Source organism: Streptomyces sp. NPDC048584 (assembly GCF_043199595.1).
In the GTDB taxonomy this organism is placed as follows: domain Bacteria; phylum Actinomycetota; class Actinomycetes; order Streptomycetales; family Streptomycetaceae; genus Streptomyces; species Streptomyces edwardsiae.
Genome location: NZ_JBICWF010000007.1, coordinates 239,611 through 261,278 on the forward strand (window position 1 = coordinate 239,611; position 21,668 = coordinate 261,278).

Annotated in this window: 18 protein-coding genes; 11 read left to right on the forward strand and 7 right to left on the reverse strand. The window is 68.6% G+C overall.

Features of this window, described 5'->3' with window-relative positions; all coding sequences use genetic code 11:
- The first annotated feature begins 13 nt into the window (after positions 1-13).
- The 8 genes from ACGFR9_RS17815 (at position 14) to ACGFR9_RS17850 (ending at position 9,549) form a co-directional block, all read left to right on the forward strand.
- The gene (locus ACGFR9_RS17815; protein ID WP_393209076.1) at positions 14-1,330 is read left to right on the forward strand and encodes an aspartate aminotransferase family protein; all 1,317 of its coding nucleotides are present in this window, start codon (positions 14-16) and stop codon (positions 1,328-1,330) included.
- Between the two features lie 652 nt (positions 1,331-1,982).
- On the forward strand, positions 1,983-3,053 hold the full coding sequence (add, locus tag ACGFR9_RS17820) for an adenosine deaminase (protein ID WP_393209079.1): 1,071 nt from the start codon (positions 1,983-1,985) through the stop codon (positions 3,051-3,053).
- A 10-nt stretch (positions 3,054-3,063) separates the two neighbouring features.
- Entirely contained in the window at positions 3,064-4,131 is a 1,068-nt protein-coding gene (locus ACGFR9_RS17825; protein ID WP_393209082.1) for an ABC transporter substrate-binding protein, read from the forward strand.
- The gene (locus tag ACGFR9_RS17830; RefSeq protein ID WP_393209085.1) at positions 4,128-4,745 is read left to right on the forward strand and encodes a helix-turn-helix domain-containing protein; all 618 of its coding nucleotides are present in this window, start codon (positions 4,128-4,130) and stop codon (positions 4,743-4,745) included. The genes ACGFR9_RS17825 and ACGFR9_RS17830 overlap by 4 nt, the downstream gene beginning before the upstream one ends.
- Positions 4,746-4,836: 91 nt before the next feature.
- Positions 4,837-5,604 carry an ABC transporter ATP-binding protein gene (locus tag ACGFR9_RS17835; RefSeq protein ID WP_393209088.1) on the forward strand — a complete coding sequence of 256 codons (768 nt, stop codon included), beginning with the start codon at positions 4,837-4,839 and terminating at the stop codon, positions 5,602-5,604.
- A gap of 1 nt (position 5,605) precedes the next feature.
- Entirely contained in the window at positions 5,606-7,240 is a 1,635-nt protein-coding gene (locus tag ACGFR9_RS17840) for an ABC transporter permease (protein ID WP_393209091.1), read from the forward strand.
- A gap of 81 nt (positions 7,241-7,321) precedes the next feature.
- Entirely contained in the window at positions 7,322-8,572 is a 1,251-nt protein-coding gene (locus tag ACGFR9_RS17845; protein ID WP_393209094.1) for an extracellular solute-binding protein, read from the forward strand.
- Positions 8,569-9,549, forward strand: a complete 981-nt coding sequence (locus ACGFR9_RS17850) for a Gfo/Idh/MocA family oxidoreductase (protein WP_393209097.1) — start codon at positions 8,569-8,571, stop codon at positions 9,547-9,549. Before ACGFR9_RS17845 ends, ACGFR9_RS17850 begins: the two co-directional genes overlap by 4 nt.
- Positions 9,550-9,843: 294 nt before the next feature.
- Here ACGFR9_RS17850 and ACGFR9_RS17855 read toward each other — a convergent pair whose 3' ends face one another.
- The 4 genes from ACGFR9_RS17855 to ACGFR9_RS17870 form a co-directional block, all read right to left on the reverse strand.
- Positions 9,844-11,058 carry an amidohydrolase family protein gene (locus ACGFR9_RS17855; protein ID WP_393209100.1) on the reverse strand — a complete coding sequence of 405 codons (1,215 nt, stop codon included), beginning with the start codon at positions 11,056-11,058 and terminating at the stop codon, positions 9,844-9,846.
- Positions 11,059-11,119: 61 nt separating this feature from the next.
- Positions 11,120-12,256 (reverse strand): thiolase family protein, encoded by a 1,137-nt coding sequence (locus tag ACGFR9_RS17860; RefSeq protein WP_393209103.1) that lies wholly within the window; start codon positions 12,254-12,256, stop codon positions 11,120-11,122.
- A complete protein-coding gene (locus ACGFR9_RS17865; RefSeq protein WP_393209586.1) occupies positions 12,253-12,663 on the reverse strand; it encodes a Zn-ribbon domain-containing OB-fold protein in 411 nt (136 codons plus the stop codon). Before ACGFR9_RS17865 ends, ACGFR9_RS17860 begins: the two co-directional genes overlap by 4 nt.
- Before the next feature lie 8 nt (positions 12,664-12,671).
- On the reverse strand, positions 12,672-13,340 hold the full coding sequence (locus tag ACGFR9_RS17870) for a GntR family transcriptional regulator (protein WP_393209106.1): 669 nt from the start codon (positions 13,338-13,340) through the stop codon (positions 12,672-12,674).
- Positions 13,341-13,452: 112 nt separating this feature from the next.
- Here ACGFR9_RS17870 and ACGFR9_RS17875 point away from each other — a divergent pair, with 112 nt between their 5' ends.
- Complete coding sequence (locus tag ACGFR9_RS17875; RefSeq protein WP_393209109.1) at positions 13,453-16,095, forward strand: CaiB/BaiF CoA transferase family protein; 2,643 nt, start codon at positions 13,453-13,455, stop codon at positions 16,093-16,095.
- A gap of 44 nt (positions 16,096-16,139) precedes the next feature.
- Here ACGFR9_RS17875 and ACGFR9_RS17880 read toward each other — a convergent pair whose 3' ends face one another.
- Positions 16,140-16,757 carry a LysE family translocator gene (locus ACGFR9_RS17880; RefSeq protein WP_393209112.1) on the reverse strand — a complete coding sequence of 206 codons (618 nt, stop codon included), beginning with the start codon at positions 16,755-16,757 and terminating at the stop codon, positions 16,140-16,142.
- Positions 16,758-16,982: 225 nt separating this feature from the next.
- Between ACGFR9_RS17880 and ACGFR9_RS17885 the strand changes: the two genes are divergently transcribed.
- On the forward strand, positions 16,983-18,410 hold the full coding sequence (locus ACGFR9_RS17885; protein ID WP_393209115.1) for a glutamine synthetase family protein: 1,428 nt from the start codon (positions 16,983-16,985) through the stop codon (positions 18,408-18,410).
- A 30-nt stretch (positions 18,411-18,440) separates the two neighbouring features.
- On the opposite strand, the gene ACGFR9_RS17890 is transcribed toward ACGFR9_RS17885, so the two are convergent.
- Positions 18,441-19,289 (reverse strand): SMP-30/gluconolactonase/LRE family protein, encoded by an 849-nt coding sequence (locus ACGFR9_RS17890; protein ID WP_393209118.1) that lies wholly within the window; start codon positions 19,287-19,289, stop codon positions 18,441-18,443.
- On the reverse strand, positions 19,286-20,212 hold the full coding sequence (locus tag ACGFR9_RS17895) for a TIGR03619 family F420-dependent LLM class oxidoreductase (RefSeq protein ID WP_393209121.1): 927 nt from the start codon (positions 20,210-20,212) through the stop codon (positions 19,286-19,288). Before ACGFR9_RS17895 ends, ACGFR9_RS17890 begins: the two co-directional genes overlap by 4 nt.
- A gap of 255 nt (positions 20,213-20,467) precedes the next feature.
- Between ACGFR9_RS17895 and ACGFR9_RS17900 the strand changes: the two genes are divergently transcribed.
- Positions 20,468-21,661 (forward strand): LLM class flavin-dependent oxidoreductase, encoded by a 1,194-nt coding sequence (locus ACGFR9_RS17900; RefSeq protein ID WP_393209124.1) that lies wholly within the window; start codon positions 20,468-20,470, stop codon positions 21,659-21,661.
- Positions 21,662-21,668 lie beyond the last annotated feature (7 nt).

A 21,668-nucleotide genomic window follows, 5' to 3' on the forward strand; every position in this document is an offset into this window, starting at 1 on the left:
CAGGAGGAGCCCCATGACCACCACCGACGTCGAGGCCGAGCTGCGAGAGGCGCTCGCCGTGGCCGAAGGGCAGTACGTCGCGAGCAACCCTCGAAGTGAGCGCCGGTACAGGCAGGCGGGGACCGTGCTGCCCGGGGGCAACACGCGGACCTCGCTCCACTACTCTCCCTTCCCGGCCACGTTCGTGGCGGGGGAGGGGCAGTTCCTCACCGACCTCGACGGGCACCGCTACGTCGATCTGCTCGGTGAGTACTCGGCCGGCCTCTACGGCCACTCCAACCCCGTGATCCTCTCGGCCGTACGCAAGGCGCTCGGCGAAGGGCTGTCCTTCGGCGGCCCCAATCACTACGAGGTCGAGCTGGCGCAGGAGATCACGCGGCGGTTCCCGTCGGTCGAACTGCTGCGGTTCACGAACTCGGGAACCGAGGCGAACCTCTTCGCGATCGGGACCGCCCGCGCGGTGACGGGTCGCAGCAAGGTACTGGTCTTCGGAGAGGGCTATCACGGTGGCGTGCTGAGCTTCCGCGGCGAGGCCCCGCTGAACGCTCCGTACCCGTACGTGGTTTGCGAGTACAACGACGTGGCCGGGACCCTGGCCGCGATCCGGCGCCACCGTGACGACCTGGCGGCCGTGATCCTTGAGCCGATGCTCGGCGGTGGTGGCGCGGTGCCCGCCACCGCCGAATTCGTCCACGCGATCCGCGAGGCGACGACGCGCCACGACGTCGTGCTCATCATCGACGAGGTGATGACCTCGCGACTGGCTCCGGGCGGCCTTCAGGAACGGCTGGGCGTCGTGCCCGACCTGACGACGTTGGGGAAGTACCTCGGCGCGGGATTCGGCTTCGGCGCGTTCGGTGGCAGCCGGAGCCTGATGGAGCGGTTCGACCCGAGCGTGCCCGGACATCTCTCGCACCCAGGGACGTTCAACAACAACACGGTCACGATGGCGGCCGGCCTGGCAGGGCTGCGTGACATCCTCACACCCGAGGCCGTGCGCGAGTCGAACGTGCGGGGTGACCGGCTTCGGGACCGGCTGAACTCGCTCTTCGCCGAGCTCGATGTCGCCGTCCAGGCGACTGGGGTCGGCTCCATCCTGGGGCTGCACTTCCAGCGCTCCCCGATCGTCAGCGGCCGCGACATCGACCCGGCACCCGAAAAGCGCGCCCTGCTGCACCTCGAGCTCATGCTGCGCGGCTTCTACCTGGCCCGCAGAGGCTATATGGCGATCCCCCTGCCGGTGACCGGCGCCGACCTGGATTCGTTCGTGGATGCCGTGCGGGACGTCGTGGTCACCCATCGGCGCGTGCTGCGCCAGGATCCGTCGTGAATCGAGGCCGCGTCGTGCCGGCACGTCCGTGACGGCCCGGAGGACAGCCGTGCGGAACAAGCGGCGCCGCCGGGCCGCAGCGGCGCCGGCAGCCGTGCGGTGAGGGTGAACCAGGAGTGTCGATCACGTGGCACGTGATCCGCGTGCTGCCCGCGTCCGTGACTTCACGGCGCGCCACATGGACGTTCCCCGGCATGCCTGTGGGCCAGCGGTCCGGGAGCTGGCCGGGGTGCTCGGTGGCCCGGGACCGCTGACCGTCCGCACTGTCGGGCGCAGCTGCTGACGCCCCTACCTGGGGCGAGCGCTACATACATGTTAAATCGTTTCAGTGCCTCTTCGCAACGGGGTGGAGCTGCCCTTCCGCTCACCCGGCGGGGCAGGTCGCGCCGAGTCGTGGCCTCCCTCTGCGGAGTCGACGCGGGCCGAGGCCTGCCTCCGCTCCGGCGTCCGGGCGCATGTCGGCGGTGCACCGGACCCGCTGGCGGACTTCTGGCCGGCGGACCGGATGGCCCGCGGGCTCTCTCGCCGGAAACGGCGAGGTGTAGATCAAGTGGGACCTGACGGGCCCGAGGTGACCACGCTTTTTGAAACGTTCCATTGACAGGAGATTCAGTGCCCCTTAATTTCATCCCCACCCGATGAGGAGAACGACATGAGCGCAGAGCCCAGCCTCACAGAAGCACCCACTCGGCAGCGTCTGAGCGCGGAGTACCTACGCGCGCTGCCCAAGGCGGAGGTGCACTGTCACCTAGAAGGGTGCGTGCCTCCCGCGACCGCCCGCCGGCTGGCCGAGCGCCACGGCGTCACCCTCCCCGCCGGAGCACACGACGGCGACCGGTACCGCTTCCTCGACTTCCCCGAGGGGCTGGAGATCTACGTCGCGGTCTCGAACTCGATGCAGACGCCGGACGACTTCCGCGTGGTCACCCACGAGAGCCTCGTCTCCGCCGCCGCGGGCGGGTGCCGCTACCGGGAGATCGCCTTCAACCCGCAGAACCATCCCGAACTGACCTACACCGAGATGATGGACGGCATCCTGGCCGGCGCACGGGAGGCCCGCGCCGAGACGGGCATCGAGTCCCGGATCGTCGTCGCGATCAACCGCGAGCTGGGCGGCGAGGCGGCGCTCGACCTCGTCCGCCAGGTCCTCGCGCACCCCCTCGACGAGGTGGTGGCGATCGGCCTCGACTCCAACGAACTCGCGGGGCGCCCCTCGGAGTTCGTGGCCGCGTACGACCTCGCCCGCGAAGCGGGGCTCAAGCTGACGGCGCACGCGGGAGAGCACGGCGACTCCACGGAGATGGTGGAGTGCCTGGACCTTCTCCGCGTGGACCGCATCGACCACGGATACGCCGCGCTGCTCGACCCCGAGCTGCTGTCGCGCACCGTCGCCTCGAAGATCCCGTACTCGGCGTGCTGGTTCGTCGACTACCCGGAGGCCGAGGTGGAGGGCCGCCGCCGCGATGTCGCGGAGATGGCCGCCGCCGGGCTGAACATGTGCCTCAACTCCGACGACCCGGCGCTCATCGGCCCGGAGGTCGACGCGTGCTACATCGACGCGGGCGCGCATCTCGACTGGGACATCAAGGACGCCGAGAAGTACGCGCTGTCCGGCCTCGACGCCTGCTTCGCGGACGCCGCCACCGTCGACCGCCTGCGCGCCGAGTTCACCGCCGAGCTCGAACGTCTCCGTCCGCTCGCCTACGGCTCAGACGACAAGTAGGGACGACGACATGACCGGCAAGCTGAATCCTCCTGGCGGCACGCTCTCGCGCCGCGGGCTGCTCGGGCTCGGCCTCTCCACCGCGGCGGGCTTCGCGCTCGCCGGCTGCGGTGGATCGTCGGGCACCCGGTCGGGCGACGACCTCGGTGAACTCGAGTACGCCTTCTCCTGGTTGTACGACGTGACCCAGGCGGGTCCGTATCTGGCCGATACGAAGGGGTACTACAAGAACGTCGGCTTCTCGTCGGTCAAGTTCATCCCGGGCGGCCCCTCCGCGGTCTCCGTGCTGACGCAACTGGCGAGTGAGACCGCACAGTTCGGTGTCTCGTCGCCGACGGAGATCGTCGCGGCGAACGGGAACGGCGCGTCGTTCCGGGTCATCGGCGCTCTCTACCAGAAGACGCCGTCGTGCATCGTGTCGCTGAAGAAGGACCCCATCAGGACGCCGGAGGGCCTGAAGGGGAGGACGATCGCCGTCTCCGACGCGGACAGGCCCGCGGTGCACGCGTTCCTCGCGGTCAACGGGCTGAAGTCCTCGGACACGAAGATCGTGCCGTTCCAGTACGACCCCGCTCCCCTGATCGCCGGCCAGGTGGACGGGATCATGGACTACTCGACGAACTCCCCGATCAGCCTGAAGCAGGCCGGGTACGACACGGCCGTCATGATGTTCGGCGACTTCAAGTACCGGACCGTAACCCAGACCTACGTTGCCTCGACGGACCAGATCGCCAAGAACCGGAGGCTGCTCAAGGCGGCCCTGCGCGCCGACATCATGGGCTGGAGAGCGAACATCGCCGACCCGGAGACGGGCGCGGACCTGACCGTGAACAAGTACGGCAAGTCGTTGCAGTACGACTACGACAACCAACTGGCCTGCAACAAGGCGGAGATCGCCCTGGTGCGGACCGCGGACACCAGGAAGAACGGCATTTTCACCGTCACGGAGGCGCTGCAGAAGGAGACAGTCGAGACACTCGGGCTCACCGGCGTCCGTACGACCGTGGACGCGCTGTTCGACATGTCCCTGCTGGACGAGCTCTACCGGGAGCACCCCGAACTCAAGGCGCTGTCGTGACCGAGCCGAAGGAGACCACCGGCCGGGTCCACGGGGCGAGGGCCGCGGACGAGGCCGACGGCTTCGCGCGCGACGTCGGAGCAGCGGTACGTCACCGGCGTCAGGAGCTGGGGCTGACGAGCAAGGAGCTCGCCGCCCGCCTCGGAGTGTCGGCGTCGTTCATCACGCAGCTGGAGCAGGGCCAGTCGTCGATCAGCCTGCCCCGGCTGTACCGCCTCGCCGAGTTACTGAAGACCACACCGAACGGCCTGCTGCCCGTCAGTTCCACCTCGATCCTGGTCACCCGGGCCGGAAGCGGCCAGGAGATGCGGGCGGGCAACCGCGAGGACGCCCAGCGGCCGCGGCTGCTGACCCGGGGCGGCTCGGGACTGTCTCTCAAGGCACACCGCTATCTCATCGAGCAGACGGACCCGCCGCAGGACTGGTTCGAGCACGAGGGCGAGGACGTGGTGTACGTGATCCGCGGGTATCTGCGCGTCGAGTTCCTGCGAGGCCGCCCTGTCGACCTCGGTCCCGGCGACGCGCTCAACCATGACGGTGACATCCCCCATCGCTGGGGGCTCGGCGGCGACGAGCCCGCCGAAGTCCTCATCGTCAGCAACTTCCAACATTGAGAGAGAGGGAGCCCGAATGCCTGCGCAGGTAGACCGAGCAACAGCGACAACACCCGCTGGAATCGAGCTTCACGAAGTCACAAAGACCTTCATGACCAGGCGGAAGCGTGTCGACGCTCTCGGCGGTGTGAGCCTCACGGTGGACCGCAACCGGTTCGTCAGTCTGATCGGCCGCTCCGGGTGCGGGAAGTCGACGGTGCTGCGGCTCCTCGCCGACCTGGACCACCCGACCGCCGGCAGCGTGTCGGTGAACGGCCGGAGTCCGTCGGTCGCGCGCAAGAGCGGCCGCCTCGGAGTCGCGTTCCAGGACTCCGCGCTGCTGCCGTGGCGCACCGTGACGGACAACATCCGGCTGCCGCTCGAAGTGGCGGGCCGACGCCCCGACCGGTCGACCATCCAGGACGTCGTCGAACTGGTCGGGCTACGAGGCTTCGAGGAGGCGCGGCCCAGCCAGCTGTCCGGCGGCATGCGCCAGCGGGTGTCGATCGCGAGAGCCCTCGCCTTCGAGCCGGAGATCCTCCTGCTCGACGAGCCGTTCGGCGCCCTCGACGACATGACCCGGCAGCGGATGAACCTCGAACTGCAGCGGATCTGGACGCAGAGGCCGGCCACCACGCTGCTCGTCACGCACGGTATCTCCGAGGCGATCTTCCTCTCGGACCTGGTCGTCGTGATGACGCCGCGGCCCGGCCGCATCCTGCGCACGGTCGAGATCGACCTGCCGCGCCCCCGGGTGCCGGAGATGATGCGGAGCCCGGAGTTCCAGCGGTTCGTCGACGAGCTGAGCGAGCTGCTCTTCGAAGAAGAAACGGCAGCCCGGGTCGACGCGGCCGAGCCGCCCGCCGAGCGGAGTGCCTGAGATGACCTCGACACAAGCGATGGAAGGGGCCGTGACGGCCCCCACCGGTCCACCGTGGAAGCGGCGCTCCGCCACCGCGAACGGGCGCGTCGAACGACAGGTTCCCGGTGTGGTGTGGACCCTCGGCGGGTTCGCGATCGCCGTCGGCCTCTGGTGGCTGGTCGCCCTGTCCGACATCCTCCCCGAGAACTCGGTTCCTACACCACCGAGTGTGGCCGACGATCTGACCGGGAACTTCTCGTTCTACCTCTCCAACGCCGCCCCCACGCTCGTCACGGCGCTCGAGGGCTTCGCCATCGCCGCGCTCATCAGCCTCGTATTCGGTGCGATCGGTTCGCTGACCGGGCTTCTCGAGCGCTCCGTCTCACGCGTCGCGCTCGCGGTCTACTGTCTGCCACTGCCGGCGCTCCTCCCACTGATCGCGAGCCTCGGCGGACCAGGTGAGCCGACCCGGATCACGATGGCGGTCCTGTTCTCGTTCTTCCCGATGCTCATCGGGGTGATCGCGGGTCTTCGTGCCACGCCGCCGGACATCGCCGCGATCGTGCACTGCGCGGGCGGCGGCCGGCTGCAGGTACTGCGCAAGGTCGGACTCCGCTCGGCTCTCCCGAACATCGTGGCCGGTACGCGCATCGCCGGTCCGGGAGCCTTCCTCGGTGCTCTCGTGGGGGAGTTCAGCGGCGCCGACGACGGTCTCGGCGTGGTGCTCGTGGTCAGCCAGCAGAAGCTGCTGGTCGCGCAGACCTGGGGCATCGCCCTCGTCGCCACCGTGATCGGCGGCCTGCTCTACGCGGCGGTCACGGCGATCGGCCGCTGGCTGCACGTCGAGCCGGTCGAGTCCCAGACCGCGCTCACGGCGGGTCCCGGCGCCGGCTCCTTGGGGCGGATCGCCGAATTCCTCACGCCCGCCGTCGCGCTGATCGTGCTGTGGCTCGCGATCATCCAGTTCGGAGGCGTGACTCCCCTCGTCTTCAAGTCCCCGCTCGATGTGCTGGACTACCTGTTCAGCGATCCGGACGCCGCGGCGCACCGCAGCGGGCTGCTGACGGACTGGCTGATCACCATGCGCGACAGCGGCATGATCTTCGGCGTCGGCATGGCCACGGCGTTCGTCGCCGCCTGCGTCCTCGTGAGCTTCCCCGCCCTGCTGCGTCTGGGGCTTCCGCTGCTCCTGGTGTCGCAGTGCGTTCCGCAGATCGCCTTCATCCCGCTGCTGGTCGCCATCTGCGGCCGGGGCACCGCCTTCATCATCGTCACGGGACTGTTGGTGGTCTTCTTCCCTGCCATGATCGTCATCGTCACGGCGCTGGAGGAAAGGTCGCGGTCCACCCTGGACGTGGTCAGCGTCCACGGAGGCGGCCGCTGGGCGGCCCTCCGGTTCGTCCGGATCCCCGGCTCCGTCCCGGGCGTTCTGAACGCCGCGCGCATCAGCATCCCCCTGGCACTCTTCGGCGCGGTCGTCGCCGAGTGGCTCGTCACCGGCAACGGGATCTCGCAGGCCACGACAACCGCCGCGACGACCTTCGACTACACCGCGCTCTGGGCGGACGTGGTCGTGGTGAGCGTGACCGTGATCGTGCTCTACGAGATCGTCGCCGTCCTGCACGAACGTGCGCGCCGACGATTCTCCGTCTGACGCGGTCGCACCCGGGACTTCCTTTCCCCTCCCACCCTCGTCGGCCCACAGGCCGAGGTTTCACCAAGGAGACATCACCCCATGGTCCGTTTCATCGGTCCCGACAACGACGCGTACGTCGCGAGCGTCACGAAGCACATCGCCGAATACGAGGCGCTCACGGGCGAGTCCGTGGTCCTCGAGATCATCCCCGAGACGGAGTACGTGACGAACTCCCTGGACGCGCTGCGCAGCCGGCTCCGCGGTGAGTCCGCGCCGGACGTGTTCGTGTCGGGTCCCGTCTCGATGTGGAAGCTCGCCGGCGAGGGCATCGTCGAGCCCCTCGACACGTATCTCGACAAGTGCGGCGACGACTACCGTCCGGACGACTTCCTGCCGTCCCTGCTGGAGATCAACCGCTGGTCGGGACGCCGCGGCGACGCCCTCGGCACCGGCCCCCTGCTGGAGATCCCGGTCAACTGGGAGACGTACAACCTGGCGTACCTGCCGGACGTGCTGGAGAAGGCGGGCCTCAGCGAGCCGCCGTCGACGTGGGAGGAGTACTTCACCGCGGCCACACAGATCGCGGAGCGTGTGCCGGGCGTACGGGGCTTCGCACAGCGCGGCAGCGGCACCTGGCACACGATGTACACCGGGTACGCGACCCAGGTCTGGACGTACGGCGCGACCGACTTCGACAGCGCGGGCCGCAGCGCGCTCGCCAGCCCGGAGATGCTCGCGGCGACCCGGGATTTCCTGGCGGCGGCGCGCGAGGCGGGCCCGGACCGGTTCCCCGACGGCCACTGGCTCGATGTCGCCCGTGACTTCGCGGCGGGCCAGTACGGCATGATCGTCGACTCCGACCATTACGTCGCCTTCTTCGAGGGGCCCGGGTCGGCCGTGCGCGGGCGGGTCGCCTACACCCGGCCGCCGCTGGGTCCCGGTGGGGAGCGAGAGGCCAACATGTGGACCTGGTCGCTCGTGATGAACAGTGCCTCGCAGGACAAGGACGCGGCCTGGCGGTTCATCGAGTGGGCCAGTTCCCCCGCCTTTCTCGCCCGGGCGGCGCAGGAGGGGAACATGAACCCGACGCGGCAGAGCACGTGGGACGACGAGACGTACCGTGCCACGGCCGCCAAGTGGAACGGTTACGGCGACAACAGCCTCGAGATCCTGCGGACGACCGCCAGGGTGCTGCCGACCCCCATGCCGGAGTACCTCGACGTCGCGAGCATGTGGTCGGCGGCCATCGTGGAGGCGTACCGGCAACCGGACGCACTCGAGCGTGTCTTCGGCGAGACCGCGAGCCGCATCGATCAGTTCCTGAGCGGGGATCGGACGAGTACGTCATGAGGATCGGCGTGGTGGGCGCGGGTCGGCATGCGAACAGCGCCCTGTACCCCTCGATTCTGGAGGCCGGTCTCGACCTCGCCGCGGTCTGCGCCCGGACGCCGGAGCGTGCGGCGATCACCGCCGCACGCTGGGGCGCCGACGCCCACCACACATCGGTCGAGGACATGCTCGCGGCCGGTGGTCTCGACGGGGTGGTGGTCGTCGTCCCGCCGGCCGCCTACCGGCCGATCCTCGCCCGGTGCATCGAGGCCGGGATCCCGGTCTTCTGCGAGAAGCCGGGCGGGCAGTCCGCGTCCGAGCTCCGCCAGGTCGCCGCCCTCGCCGCCGAAGCACACACCGAAGTCGTCGTCGGATACATGAAGCGGTTCGCGCCGGCGTACCAGCGTGCTCGGGAGGTGATCGGCTCCGCGGACTTCGGCCCTCCCTCCCTGGCACATCTCACCTTCGCGATGGGCCACGTGGACGAGTACCTCGCCGATCTCCGTCACTACCTGATCGACAACCCGGTGCACATGATCGACCTGGCACGGTACCTCGTCGGCGAGATCGACGAGATCTCCGCGGTCCTGAACGTCGTGCCCACCGTCGGCTTGAGCGTGAGTGCCATCGCCCGGTCGGAGGGGGGTGCGACGTGCTCCTTCGACTTCTGTACGACGGCCTCCTTCGCCCATCGGGGTGAGTTCGTCGAGGTCTACGGCCGAGGAGACTCCGTGACGGTCGACAACGTCGATACCTGTACGTATCGACGCGCCGACGGTCCGGCGGAGGTCCGGCGTCCCAACTACACTCTGCCGACGCCGTCGAACTCCGGCTGGAACGTGATGGGTTTCGTGCCCGCCCTGCGCCACTTCGCGGACGTCGTGGCGGGCCTCGCCGAGAACCGGTCCGATCTGGAGAGCGCTGCGCGGACTCTGGAGACCACCGAACTCGTCTGGAGTCGGCTGGAGTCTTCGTGGGCTGCGCTGCGTGATGGGTGATCGTGTACTCACTCTCCGCGGAGAGCGATGGCGGACGCCATTCAGGCCGGCCGGCCGGGACGGCGGTGCTCTGTCGGTGATCCGGGTTCCCGGCTGAGGGATGTCGTCGGCAGAGGGTCTCCCGTCCCCGGGAGACCCCCGATGACCGAACGCGAGGCGGCAGGTGCCGGCCGGGGCGTCGGTGTCGTATGCGCCTCCGCACGTGGGTGCGAGCCTGCCGTCGAGAGCGACTCGGCACTGCGCCGGGCCACGTCGTCCGACGTCTCGTCAGCGGCCCGCGGTGATGGCCGCCCGTCAGGCGGGCCGGCGGTCCAGATCGAGCTGGAACAGCTTGATCGCGTTGCCGCGGACGATCTTGTACGTCGTCTCGGCGTCGATGCCGGCGAACTGCCCGGCGAGATGGTCCAGCGTGTGCGGGTAAGGGCCGTCGGCGTGCGGGAAGTCGACCTCGAACATCAGGTTGTCGACGCCGATACGGCGCGCCTGCTCGATGGCGTGCCGGTCGGCGAAGATGCAGCCGTACATGTTGCGCCGAATGTACGTGGAGGGCAGTTCCTGCATCTTGACATCGCCGTGCCCCCAGGTGTGGTGCGTGTAGGCGTGGTCCATCCGCTCCATCGCGTAGGGAAGCCAGCCGGCCTGCCCCTCGGAGTAGGCGAGCTTGAGGTCCGGGAAGCGGTCGAGCACGCCGGAGAAGATGAAGTCCGCCATCGAGGCGTAGGAGTTGGAGAACTGGAGTGTCGTGGCGACGACGTCCGGTGCACCGGGCGGCATCGGCATCATCTTCGACGACGAGCCGATATGCATGCAGATGACCGTGCCCGTCTCCTGGCAGGCCGCGAAGAAGGGATCCCAGTTGCCGTCGTGGATCGACGGGAAGCCGAGATGGCCGACGATCTCGCTGAACGTGACCGCCCGGGCGCCGCGGGCCGCGTTGCGGCGCACCTCGGCCGCGGCGAGTACCGGGTCCCACAGCGGCACGACCGGAAGCGGGATGTGACGGCCGCCCGAGTCACCGCACCACTCCTCGACGATGAAGTCGTTGTAGGCCTTGATGCAGGCGATCCCGAACTCCCGGTCCTTGGTGGTCTGTTCGCTGAAGGCCTGACCGCAGAAACGCGGAAAGGTGGGGAAGGCGAGGGACGCCTCGACATGCTGGGACGTCATTAGTTCGAGCCTGGCCCGGGGGTCGTAGCACGCGGGGTGCATTTCTTCGTACGTCGCCGGCTCGTTGCCCCGCATCTCGGCCGTGGTGTCGACGCCGTCGAGTATGAGGATGGGCCGTCGCAGCACATAGGCGGAGTCACCGAACAGCCAGACGTCGCCGGGAACCCCGTCCGGGTCCTCGACCAGGCCGTCGAACAGCTTCGCCTCTCTGCTGATCAGGCGACGCTGCACCCGGGGTGCCCGGTCCTGGTACTTGGCCGGCAGCCATCTCTGGAACAGCGTCGGGGGTTCGATGATGTGGTCGTCGACGCTGATGATCATCGGTAGCTCGGTGGTCGTCATCCTGCTTGGATCCCTCTCTTCTTGTGCACCCTTTCTCGCACGATATCTCAGATATCACATCTTAGCGAGAGTCTTCTCGGCCAAGGAGCACCACATCGCCGAGTGCGGCGACGAGCGCGATCCTCGGGTCCAGGAGCTGGTTGGCCGCGGACGTGCCGCGCAGCTGGCGCACGGCTTGGACGACTCGCTGGATGCGCTGCGACTCCCCGGTGTGCGAGTGCGACATCGTGCCGCCATCCGTCACCACGGGGTAGCGCCCGGTGACTTCGATGGCGCCGCCGGCGACGAAATCCGGTCCCTCACCGACGTCGCAGTAACGGAACGCCTCGAAGTATCTGATGATCTCCCAGCTGAAGTTGTCGTAGAGCTCGAAGACGTCGACGTCCTCACGGGCGAGCCCGGCGCGGGCGAAGGCGCGGTCGGCCGCGTCCCTGCCCAGCATGCCGACCCGTTCATAGGTCGGCGGATGCGTGTAGCTCGGCCCCCAGCTCTCGGAGCCGCCGCCGAGCACGGTGACGGCGCTCCCCGGGAGATCCCGGGCGCGCTCCGCCGTGGTGAGGACGAGGGCGCTGCCTCCTTCCGCGGTCGTGGCGCACTCGAGCAGGTGGTAAGGGTCCGCGACCATCCGCGATGCCAGGATGTCCGCTGCCGAGTACGGCCCGCGACCGTAGTAGACGGCCTCCGGATTGCGTGAGCCGTTGTTACGGATCACCGCCGCGACGTGTGCGACCTTCGCCGGGTCGACCGAGAACCGGTGCATGTACTCCTTGGCCGAGAGGGCGAATTCGGCGGGCGTCATCAGCCCCCAGCATTCGATGAACTCGTTCGAGGGGCGGGTCCAGGGCGCTGTGCTGGCGGAGTCCTGGTGGATTCCGGCCTCGCCTGCGGCCAGCAGGACGACATCGGTGACGCCGGCCTCGATCGCGGTGGCCGCCTCCAGTACGGATGCGGCGCCCGGCATGGCCCGGCCGGCCCAGAAGTACGGGATGCCCAGGGCGTAGCCGAACCTGCGCGAACCATTCTGATAGTCCAGCCCCGGCAGGATGTTGACGCCGGTGACCTCCGCGACGGTGAGGCCGGCGTCGCTCAGGGCGCCCCTGATCGCAGCCGCGGTCACGGTGTCGGACGTCTCGCCATCCAGCTTTCGAGCCTGGCGTGTGTTGAACGCGCCCACGATGACGGCCTGCCGGCTCCTCATGGACGCCGCCCGGTCGCCGCCGCCGGCTCGAAGAACGGCAGGACGATGTCCTCGGACTCCCGATGGAACCGGACCCGCACCGCGGTGCCGATCAGCTCCGCCTCCGGCCCGGCACCGACGATGTTCGTGAACATGTCGTATCCCTCTTCCATTCGGACCACGGCCACGGTGTACGGCGGGTCGAAGGCCGGAGTCGGCGGCCGCCAGACCACGGTGCAGGTGACGACGTGGCCCCGGCCCGAGGACTCGACCCACTTGTGGTCGGTGTCCAGACACCGGGGGCAGAAGGCGCTGGGAATGAAGAAGTGGTGTCCGCAGCTCGAACAGCGCTGCACGAGGAGCCTTCCGTCGAGACAGCCCTCCCAGAAGGGGCGGGACAGTGCAGTGGGTCGCGGCAAGGGCCGCACAGCGGGGCTCAACCGGCACTCACCGTGGCGTCGGGCCGCCGCATCGCGTCGAGCAGCTGGTCCATGATGCGCAGTGCGTGCTGGGCGAGGGACGTACTGGCGCCGACGGAGTCGCGGGCGCGCAGGGCCCCGGCGATCGCCAGGTGCTCGACCGCGTCCGGGACGAAGTCGCGGACCAGGCTGACGTCACGGCGGCGCAGTGCGACCGTGAGGACGAAGGCGTCCTCGATCGCCAGACGCATGTACTCGTTGCCCGAGGCCCGTGCCATCGCTTCGTGGAACTGCTGGTCGGCCCGTCGGAAGCCGGCCGGATCGCCGCCCCGGGCGTGGTGCAGGGACTCCGAGGCCCAGTACGCGACGGCGTCGAGCTGCTCGCCCGTGGCGTGATGAGCGGCATAGGTGGCAGCCTGCGATTCCAGAGCCGCGCGGTACTCGAACGCCTGCCGCACCGACCGTACCGAGGCGAGCGTCACGCGGAGCCCCCGCGACGTCGGCTCCACGAGTCCGATACGGCGCATCCGCAGCAGGGCTTCGCGGACCGGCGTCTTGCTCACGGCCAGTTCCTTGGCGAGCGCGGCCTCGCTGACCGGGCTGCCCGGGGGCAGCGATGCGTTGACGATCCGGTCGCGGATTTCCGCGAACACGAGGTCGGTGAGGTTGTCAGGCCTCTCGATCATGCGGGACCACCTTCCGCCTCGCCTTCGCGTGGGGCAGATCGAATCGATCACGAGATAGGACGCATTGACATGTGCTGTATGGGATATCGTATCTCGAAACAAGGAGGCTGTCATGAGCAACGCACTCCATGAGGGGATCGCCGGGCCCGGGGACGTGCCGGACGACGGATCCCAGGGGCCCTTCGCCTTCCTGGGGCGCCTGCGGGTACTGGAGATCGGCGGCGAGCTCGGGGAATACTGTGGCAAGGTGCTGGCCGGCCTGGGCGCGGATGTGGTGCGGGTCGAGCCGCCGGGCGGGGCGGAGACCAGGACGTACGGCCCGTTCCTCGATGACGAACCGCATCCCGATCGGAGCCTGTACTTCTGGCACCACAACCTGGGCAAGCGCTCGATCGTGCTCGACTTGGACTCCCAGGCCGATCAGGAGCGGTTCCGCCGCCTGGCCGCCCAGGCGGACGTGATCCTCGACAGTCTGCCGCGGGACCATCTCGCCGGACGTGGTCTGGGATACGAGGTGCTGCGGGAGTCCCGGCCGGGCCTGATCCATGCGCGGATCTCGCCCTTCGGGGATGTCGGCCCGTGGCGCGACTACGCCGGCAGCGACCTCGTTCATCTCGCCCTGGGCGGGGTGATGATGAACTGCGGATACGACCCCGACCCCACCAACGGATACGACACCCCGCCGATCGCGCCCCAGATGTGGCAGGCGTACTACATCGCCGGCGAGATGTCGGCGATGTCGATCCTGGCCGCATTGACCTACCGGCTCCACACCGGACGGGGGCAGGCGCTCTCGACGAGCGTGCACCAGGCCGTCAGCCAGAACACCGAGACCGACCTACCGGACTGGATCTACCTCAGGCAGGTCCATCGCCGCGTCACGTGCAGGCACTCGACCACCTCCGCCCGCAGCCCGTCGATCGCGCAGACCAAGGACGGCCGCTACGTCCTGCCGTACCGGACGTACGTCCGCTCCCAGGGCGACGAGTGGGACGCCACCGTGGAGCTCCTGCGCAAGTACGACTTCGAAGCCGACCTGGTCCACCCCAAGTACGCCACGGACCATCGGAACAGCGACGAGGCGCGGGACCGGTTGGCGCATCAGGTCAATCTCCTCATCGGGCAGACCCTGTTCGAGCGGGACGTGTGGCGAGACGCCCAGGCACTGAATCTTCCCTGGACACCGGTGCGGCGCCCCGAGGAGAACGCCACCGACGAGCACTGGCTGCAACGGGGCGCGTTCTTCGACGTGTATCACCCCGAACTCGACCGCACGTTCCTCTACACAGGCGGCAAGTGGGTCACGGAGGAGTTCGAATGGCCACGGGGACCACGTCCGCCACTGGTGGGTGAGCACACCGACGAGATCGAGACGGAGTGGAGCGGCAACCGGCCGGAACAGCGGCCGGCCTACACATCGCCCCGCAACGAACCGACCGTCCTCAGCCCGCACGGCAAGCCGTTCGCCCTGTCCGGCGTGCGCGTCATCGACATGAGCTGGATGCTCGCCAGCGCGGGCGCCGGCCGGTTCCTCGCCGCCGCGGGCGCCGACGTGGTGAAGATCGAGCACATCAGCCGGCCGGACCGTATGCGGTTCAGTCCGCTCGGAGCCTGCCCACCGGGAGGGCGCACCGAGCGGGAAGCCGCCGTGGCCGCGCTGCCCACACCCGCCTACTCCGGGGACGACGGCAGCCCGAACCGCAGTGGCTCGTTCATGGAGATCAACGCCGGCAAGAGGTCCCTCTCCCTCAACCTGAAGCATCCGGAGGCACGCAAGATCCTGGAGGACCTGATCCGGGACGCCGACATGGTCCTGGAGGGCTTCTCGCCCGGCACGATGTCCCGGATGGGCCTCGGCTACGACCGGCTCCGCGAGCTCAACCCCCGCGTCATCTACGTGCAGCAGAGCGGCCTGGGCGAACAGGGGACCTACGGCAAGGTCCGCACCTTCGGTCCGAGCGCCCAGGCGATCTCCGGGATCAGCGACATGTCGGGACTCCCGGCGCCGTTCCCGCCCGCGGGGATCGGCTACTCCTACCTGGACTGGTTCGGGGCGTACAACATGACGACCGCCATACTCGCGGCGCTCTACCGCCGAGACGCCACAGGACTGGGGTGCCACATCGACGCCTCCCAGGGCGAGACGGGGCTCTACCTCACCGGTACGGCGATCCTGGACAAGACCGCCAACGGCCGGGACTGGGCTCGCTACGGCAACGCCTCGCCCTACAAGAAGGCCGCTCCGCACGGGGCGTATCCCACGCGGGGCGACGACAGGTGGCTCGCCTTGGCGGCGTTCACCGATGCCGCGTGGCACGCCGTGACGCAGGTGCTCGGCCTCGAAGAGCTGCGTGACGACCCCCGGTTCACCGGGCTGGAGGACCGGATCGAGCACGCCGACGCGCTCGACCGGATCGTGGCCGAGGCGACCCGGACATGGGACGGCTTCGAGCTCATGCACGAGCTGCAAGCGAGAGACGTGCCCGCCGGCGTCTGCCAGACCGCGCAGGACCGCTATGAGTCGGACCCCCAACTCGGCGCACTCGGCTGGTTGGTGGAGCTCGAGCAGAGCGAACTGGGCCGCTGGCCGGTCAAGGCACATCCGACCTGGTTCTCCGAGACGCCCACCTACATCGGCGGGAGATACGACCGGTCCGGGCCGAGCTACGGTGAGGACACCGACCGGGTGCTCGAGGAGCTCGCCGGACTCGACGCCGACCGGATCGCCGGGCTTCGCGCCGACGGCGCGCTCTGAACCGGGACGCGGACGGACGTCGCGGGCGCGAGCCGGGTCAGGGCCTACGCCTCCGTGGCGAGGCCGACGCAGAAGAAGAGCAGCACGCCCCCCGCGCTCGCGTCGAACGCCCTGCGCACGGGACGGCGCTCGAGCCACGACCTCAACGATCCCACGAAGGCCACGACCAGAAGCAGCCAGGTAATCCCCAGACACGGCACTGTCCAGGCGTGTGCCAGCCAGGTGACCCATGACGCATCCCGGTCGACGAACTGGGGCAGCAGCGACAGGTAGAACACCAGGATCTTCGGATTGGTGGCGTCGCACAGAACGCCCCGTCGGTACGCGGTCCATGCGGACAGCCGTGACGCACCGCTCGTACCGACGGCCGGGTAGTGACCATGGAGCGCGCTGCGCAGGGAGGTGAACGCCAGCCAGGCCAGGTAGGCGACGCCGACGTACTTGATGGCGAGGAACAGCGGCTGGACGCGAACGATCACGCTCGCCACCCCGGCCGTGACGAGCAGGCCCTGCACGACCGCGGCCGAGGCCACACCGAACGCGGTGGCCGCGCCGTCCCTCCGTCCGCCGCTCAGCGTGGCCTGTACGACAAGGACAAAGTCGGCGCCTGGCGATAACACCAGCGCGACCGCGACAATCAGGAACGCCAATGAGTAATCCACGGAGTGAGCCTACAGAAGTGACCGGACGCTGAATCGACCACCCCTGTCACAGCATTTATCCGGTTTGGAGAGGCTATCTCACCGGGGCGTCGGCCCACCTTTACAGAATGCATATATGCAACGTTCCCTACAGACTTTCCATCGTGGGAAAGGGGGCGTAGGCTGGGCCAGGAGTCCTGGTCAGAGGATCAGTCGGTCCAATGGCCTGCCCTGGGAGGTTATGCGGTGCCATTCATCGAAGAGCACGGATTATGGACGGCGGAGCAGGAAGCCGCGGCGGATGAGGTGGAGCGCCGCGTGAAGGAGCTCGGGCTTCGTCAGGTGCGTATCGCCTGGGGTGACCAGCACGGCATTCTGCGTGGAAAGAACCTCGAGGTCGGGCACTTTCTGTCCGTATTGCGCAGAGGTAAGGACTTCCAGACCGCGACCTTGATTTTCGACACGACGAACAACCCGGTTGTGCCGCCCTTCGGGGCCGGCGCTCTCGGAGACCCGCGGATGACGGGGCTGCCCGACGGCGTGCTGGTGCCTGATCCGCGGACGTTCAAGGTGCTGCCGTGGCTCGATCGCACCGGTTGGGTCCTGTCCGACCTCTACTACCGGTCGGGGGAGCGTGTACCGTTCGACACGCGAGGCATACTGCAGGAGCAGGTAGGCAAACTGGCTCTGGACGGGTACGAGTTCGTCTCCGGCATCGAACTCGAGTTCTACCTGGCACGTCTCGACGACCCGAAGCTCACCTGGCAGGACGCGGGCCATCCGCCGCAGCCGCCGTCGGTCAGTCCGGTCGCCCACGGGTTCCAGTACCTGACCGAATCCAGAAGCGACGAGATTGACCCCATCCTGTCCGTCCTGCGGGACAACCTTGTCGGACTGGGGCTCCCCCTCGCCACCATCGAGGACGAATGGGGGCCCGGACAGGTGGAGTTCACCTTCGACCCGCAGACGGGCACGGCGACAGCCGACACCGTCCTCCTGGTCCGCTCCGTCATCAAGCAGCTCGCCCGGCGTCACGGCTACCACGCCACCTTCATGTCACGTCCTGCCTTCCCGAACGCCTTCTCGAGCGGATGGCATCTTCACCAGTCGCTACGGCGTGCCGATACGGACAACGTGTTCGCCGCGACCGATGGTGAACTCCTCTCCGGGACCGGCCGGGCCTACATGGGTGGCCTGCTCGCCCATGCCCTCGAATGCTCGGTCCTCACCACACCCACGATCAACGGTTACAAGCGCTACCGGCCCGACTCGTTCGCACCGGATCGCATCGCCTGGGCGGAGGAGAACCGCGGCGCGCTCATCCGTGTCGTGGGCGGCCGCGGAGACGCCAACACGCACCTGGAGAACCGTGTGGGCGAACCGGCTGCGAACCCGTACCTGTATCTCGCTTCCCAGATAGCAAGCGGCCGCGACGGCATGACCCGCTCTCTCGAACCGGGAGCCTCCGCGGACGAACCGTATGCCGCGGACGCGCCGGTTCTGCCCGTCTCGCTCGAGGCCGCGCTCGAACACTTCAAGAGCAGTGAACTCCTTCGGAAGGAGTTCGGCGAGCCCTTCGTCGACTACCTGATCACGCTGAAGCAACATGAGGTCCGTCGCTTCCACGCCGCGGTCACCGACTGGGAGCACCGGGAGTACTTCGAGATGTACTGAGGGAGTGAGACCTGTCCGACCTCGCCGTGGTCAGGGGGCGAGGCGGACCGTCTCGATCACTGAGGTGCAGGTCCGGGTGGCGATGGCTTCGGCGCCGCCGACACAGCTGAGGACGAAGAGGGTCCGGCCGTCGTCACCGCCGACGGCGCAGGCCAGGGGCATCCGGTCGTCGGTGTCCACGACATCGGTGACAGCACCGCCTTCGAAGACCCGCCGGACCTCGAACGTCCACGGCGAGGCGCACCAGATCCCTCCCGCCGGGTCGGCGGCGATGCCGTCAGCGCTGCCCGGGGCGAGGTCGGCCCACGTCCGCCGTGCGGAGAGCGAGCCGTCCGCCCCTCGGTCGTACGCGGTCAGCCGTTGGGCCGGGAACTCGGCGACGACATAGGTGCCCCCGCCGTCGAGGAGGGCCGGCCCGTTGGGGGCGTCGAGGTGCTCGGCGACCACACGGGCGCGGCCGTCCGCCTCGACGAGGATCACGACGCCGTCGGCGTCGACGGGGCGCGTCTCAGCGTTCGTGTGGGTGCCCATCGAGCCGACGTAGGCGCGCGCCTGGTCGTCGACGACCATGTCGTTGAGTCCGCCTACGGCCAGCTCGGAGAGGTCGGCGTGCACGACGACCTCGCCCGTGGGCTCCAGGCGCAGGATGGTCGGTGCGCTGAGATTGACGATCAGCAGTCGGCCGTCGGGCAGGAACCCCAGACCACTGGGACGCTCGCCCTGCGTGAACTCGACGACCACCTCCGCTCGGCCCGACTCGTCCACCGTCATCACCCGGTTGGCGAAGATGTCGGAGAACCAGAGTCGGCCGTCTCGCCAGCGCGGACTCTCGGCGAACCTCAGGCCGTCGAGCAGCGGCCGAGGGATGCCCGTGCTCACAGGCCCGCCATGGTGGTGAGCGCGTCGAGCGCGCGCAGGGTCTCGTCCGGGGTCGGCGGCGGGGCCGACAGGGTCGCCACTCCCACCGCTGCCCAGTCCTCCAGGGGGATGCGGGTGCCCGGATGGTTGTAGAGAAGGACCATCAGCCGTTCGGCGCCGGCCGCGGCGTACGCCTCACGGATGTCCTCGCCGGGATCGCGTACGCCGACCGTGATGGACACCTCCGCCGGGTTTCGTCCGATCCGCGCGCATTCGGTATCGAGTGCCGTCCGGAAGTCCGCCACCTGTGCCGGTGTCACGCCGGTGGCGAGCCATCCGTCGGCCCAGGCGGCGATGCGCCTCGCGGCGACCGGCGTGGGCTGCGCGCCTACGATCACCGGAGGATGCGGGCGTTGCCGGGGCCGTGGATCGCAGACCATGTCCGGGAACGCGACCAGGTCCCCGTCGTACTTCGCCGACTCGTTGGCCCACAACCCCTTCATCGCCGCGACGGCCTGGATGGTGTAACCCCAGGGCTTGGCCGCCGCCGCCGGGTTGTGGAGTTCGGTGACCTCGCGGAGCCATCCGGTACCGAGGCCGAACATGAAGCGGCCCCCGCTGAACGCGTCCAGGGTCGAGACCGCCTTGGCGAGGGTGAGCGGCGGGTGCTCCGGCACCAGGCAGACGCCGGTGGCCACGCGAAGACGGCTGGTGACGGCCGCCATCATGCTGAGGACGACGAACGGATCGGCCATCTGGTGGTAGACGTCGGGGATCTTCCCCCCGGTCATGGGGAAGGCGACGCCCGGATGCTTGGGCACCACGGTGTGCTCGGGGGCCCAGTACGACTCGAACCCTCGGGCCTCGAGCTCCTGTGCCAGGGTGACGGCGTCGATCGTACGGGTCGTGACAGCGAGCTGGGCGCCGATCTTCATCTGCAGCATCTGCCCTTCATGGGTGGGTGCGGGACGTGTAGCGCGACGCCCTCGGACCTGCCGCACGAGTCTCGGTCGCCACAGATCGCGTCGACCAGCGTGGCGTCTCGCAGAACAGAACACCGACCACGTCGCGACGGGTTCTGCGGGCCGGAACGAAGTCGTGGAGCCGGGTGCGGGCTGCTGTTTGACTCGGGGCGCCGAGCGTCCGCCGGGCTCACGACTCGTGGCACGGGGGCCCTAGACGATGCTGGAGGAGAGACCATGAAGGTCGGAGTTCACTTCAACTTTCAGAACTACCTCGACTGGGACCGTTTTCTTGCGAAGGCGCCCGGCCCGCCGAAGGTGACCGACCAGCAGATCTACGACGAGGAGCTGGCGCTGGCCGAGCTCGTGGAGCCGCTCGGCTTCGACTCGTACTGGGCGATCGACCACCACTTCACACCGTACGTCATGACCGGCGGGGCGCTGCAGCACCTGACCTTCATGGCCGGCCGGACCAGCAGCATCGACTTCGGCACGATGATCGTGGTGCTGCCCTGGTACGACCCGATCGTGGTCGCCGACCAGATCAGCGCGCTCGACAATCTGCTGCAGGGACGCCAGTTGACGCTCGGCATGGGGCGGGGTGCGGCGATCCGGGAGTTCGACGCGTTCCGCGTGCCCATGAGTGAGGCACGCAGCCGGTTCAACGAGACCCTGGAGATTCTCCGTAAGGCGATGTCCCAGGAGTGGTTCTCGCACGAGGGCGAGCACTTCACGATCCCCGAGACCACGATCCGTCCCTCGTTCCGCAACCCACAGCGGCTCATGGACCGTATGCGGATCGCCTGGACCAGCCCGGAGACGCTTCCCATCGCCGCCAACGCCGGACTGGGGATGCTGATGACGAACCAGAAGAGTTGGGCCGACTACTCGGACGACGTCGCGGCGTTCAACAGTATCCGGGCGGGCAACGGACTCGAGCCGACCCAGCCCACCGTCGTGGTGCGGATGACCTGTGCCGAGACGGAGGAGGAAGCCTGGCAGGCCATGAAGGTGCACTCGCTCGAGGCGGGCGAGAGCAGCAGGCTCCACTACCAGTTCGACGACCCGGAGCGGTTCCGCAACACCAAGGGATACGAGCAGTACGCCAAGCTCAGCAACGCGATCACCGATCAGGAGACGCTGGCGGAGAAGAGCGCGCGCCCGCAGGCCTGGGGCACACCGGACCAGGTGTTCGAGAAGCTCAAGGAGATCCAGGGCAGGACCAGCGCGGAGGAGTTCGTTCTCAACGTGCGGTTCGGGGCGATGCCGGCCGAGCAGGCCGAGCGTTCTCTCCGGCTCTTCGCGAAGGAGGTGCTCCCGCGGCTGCACGAACTGGAGGCGCCCCTGGCGGACGAGATGCGCGGCGCGGTCGATGGCGCCGGCCACGCGGCTTTCGACGCCTCCGAAGCGCCCACCCGACTGGGTCTGTAATCCGCTC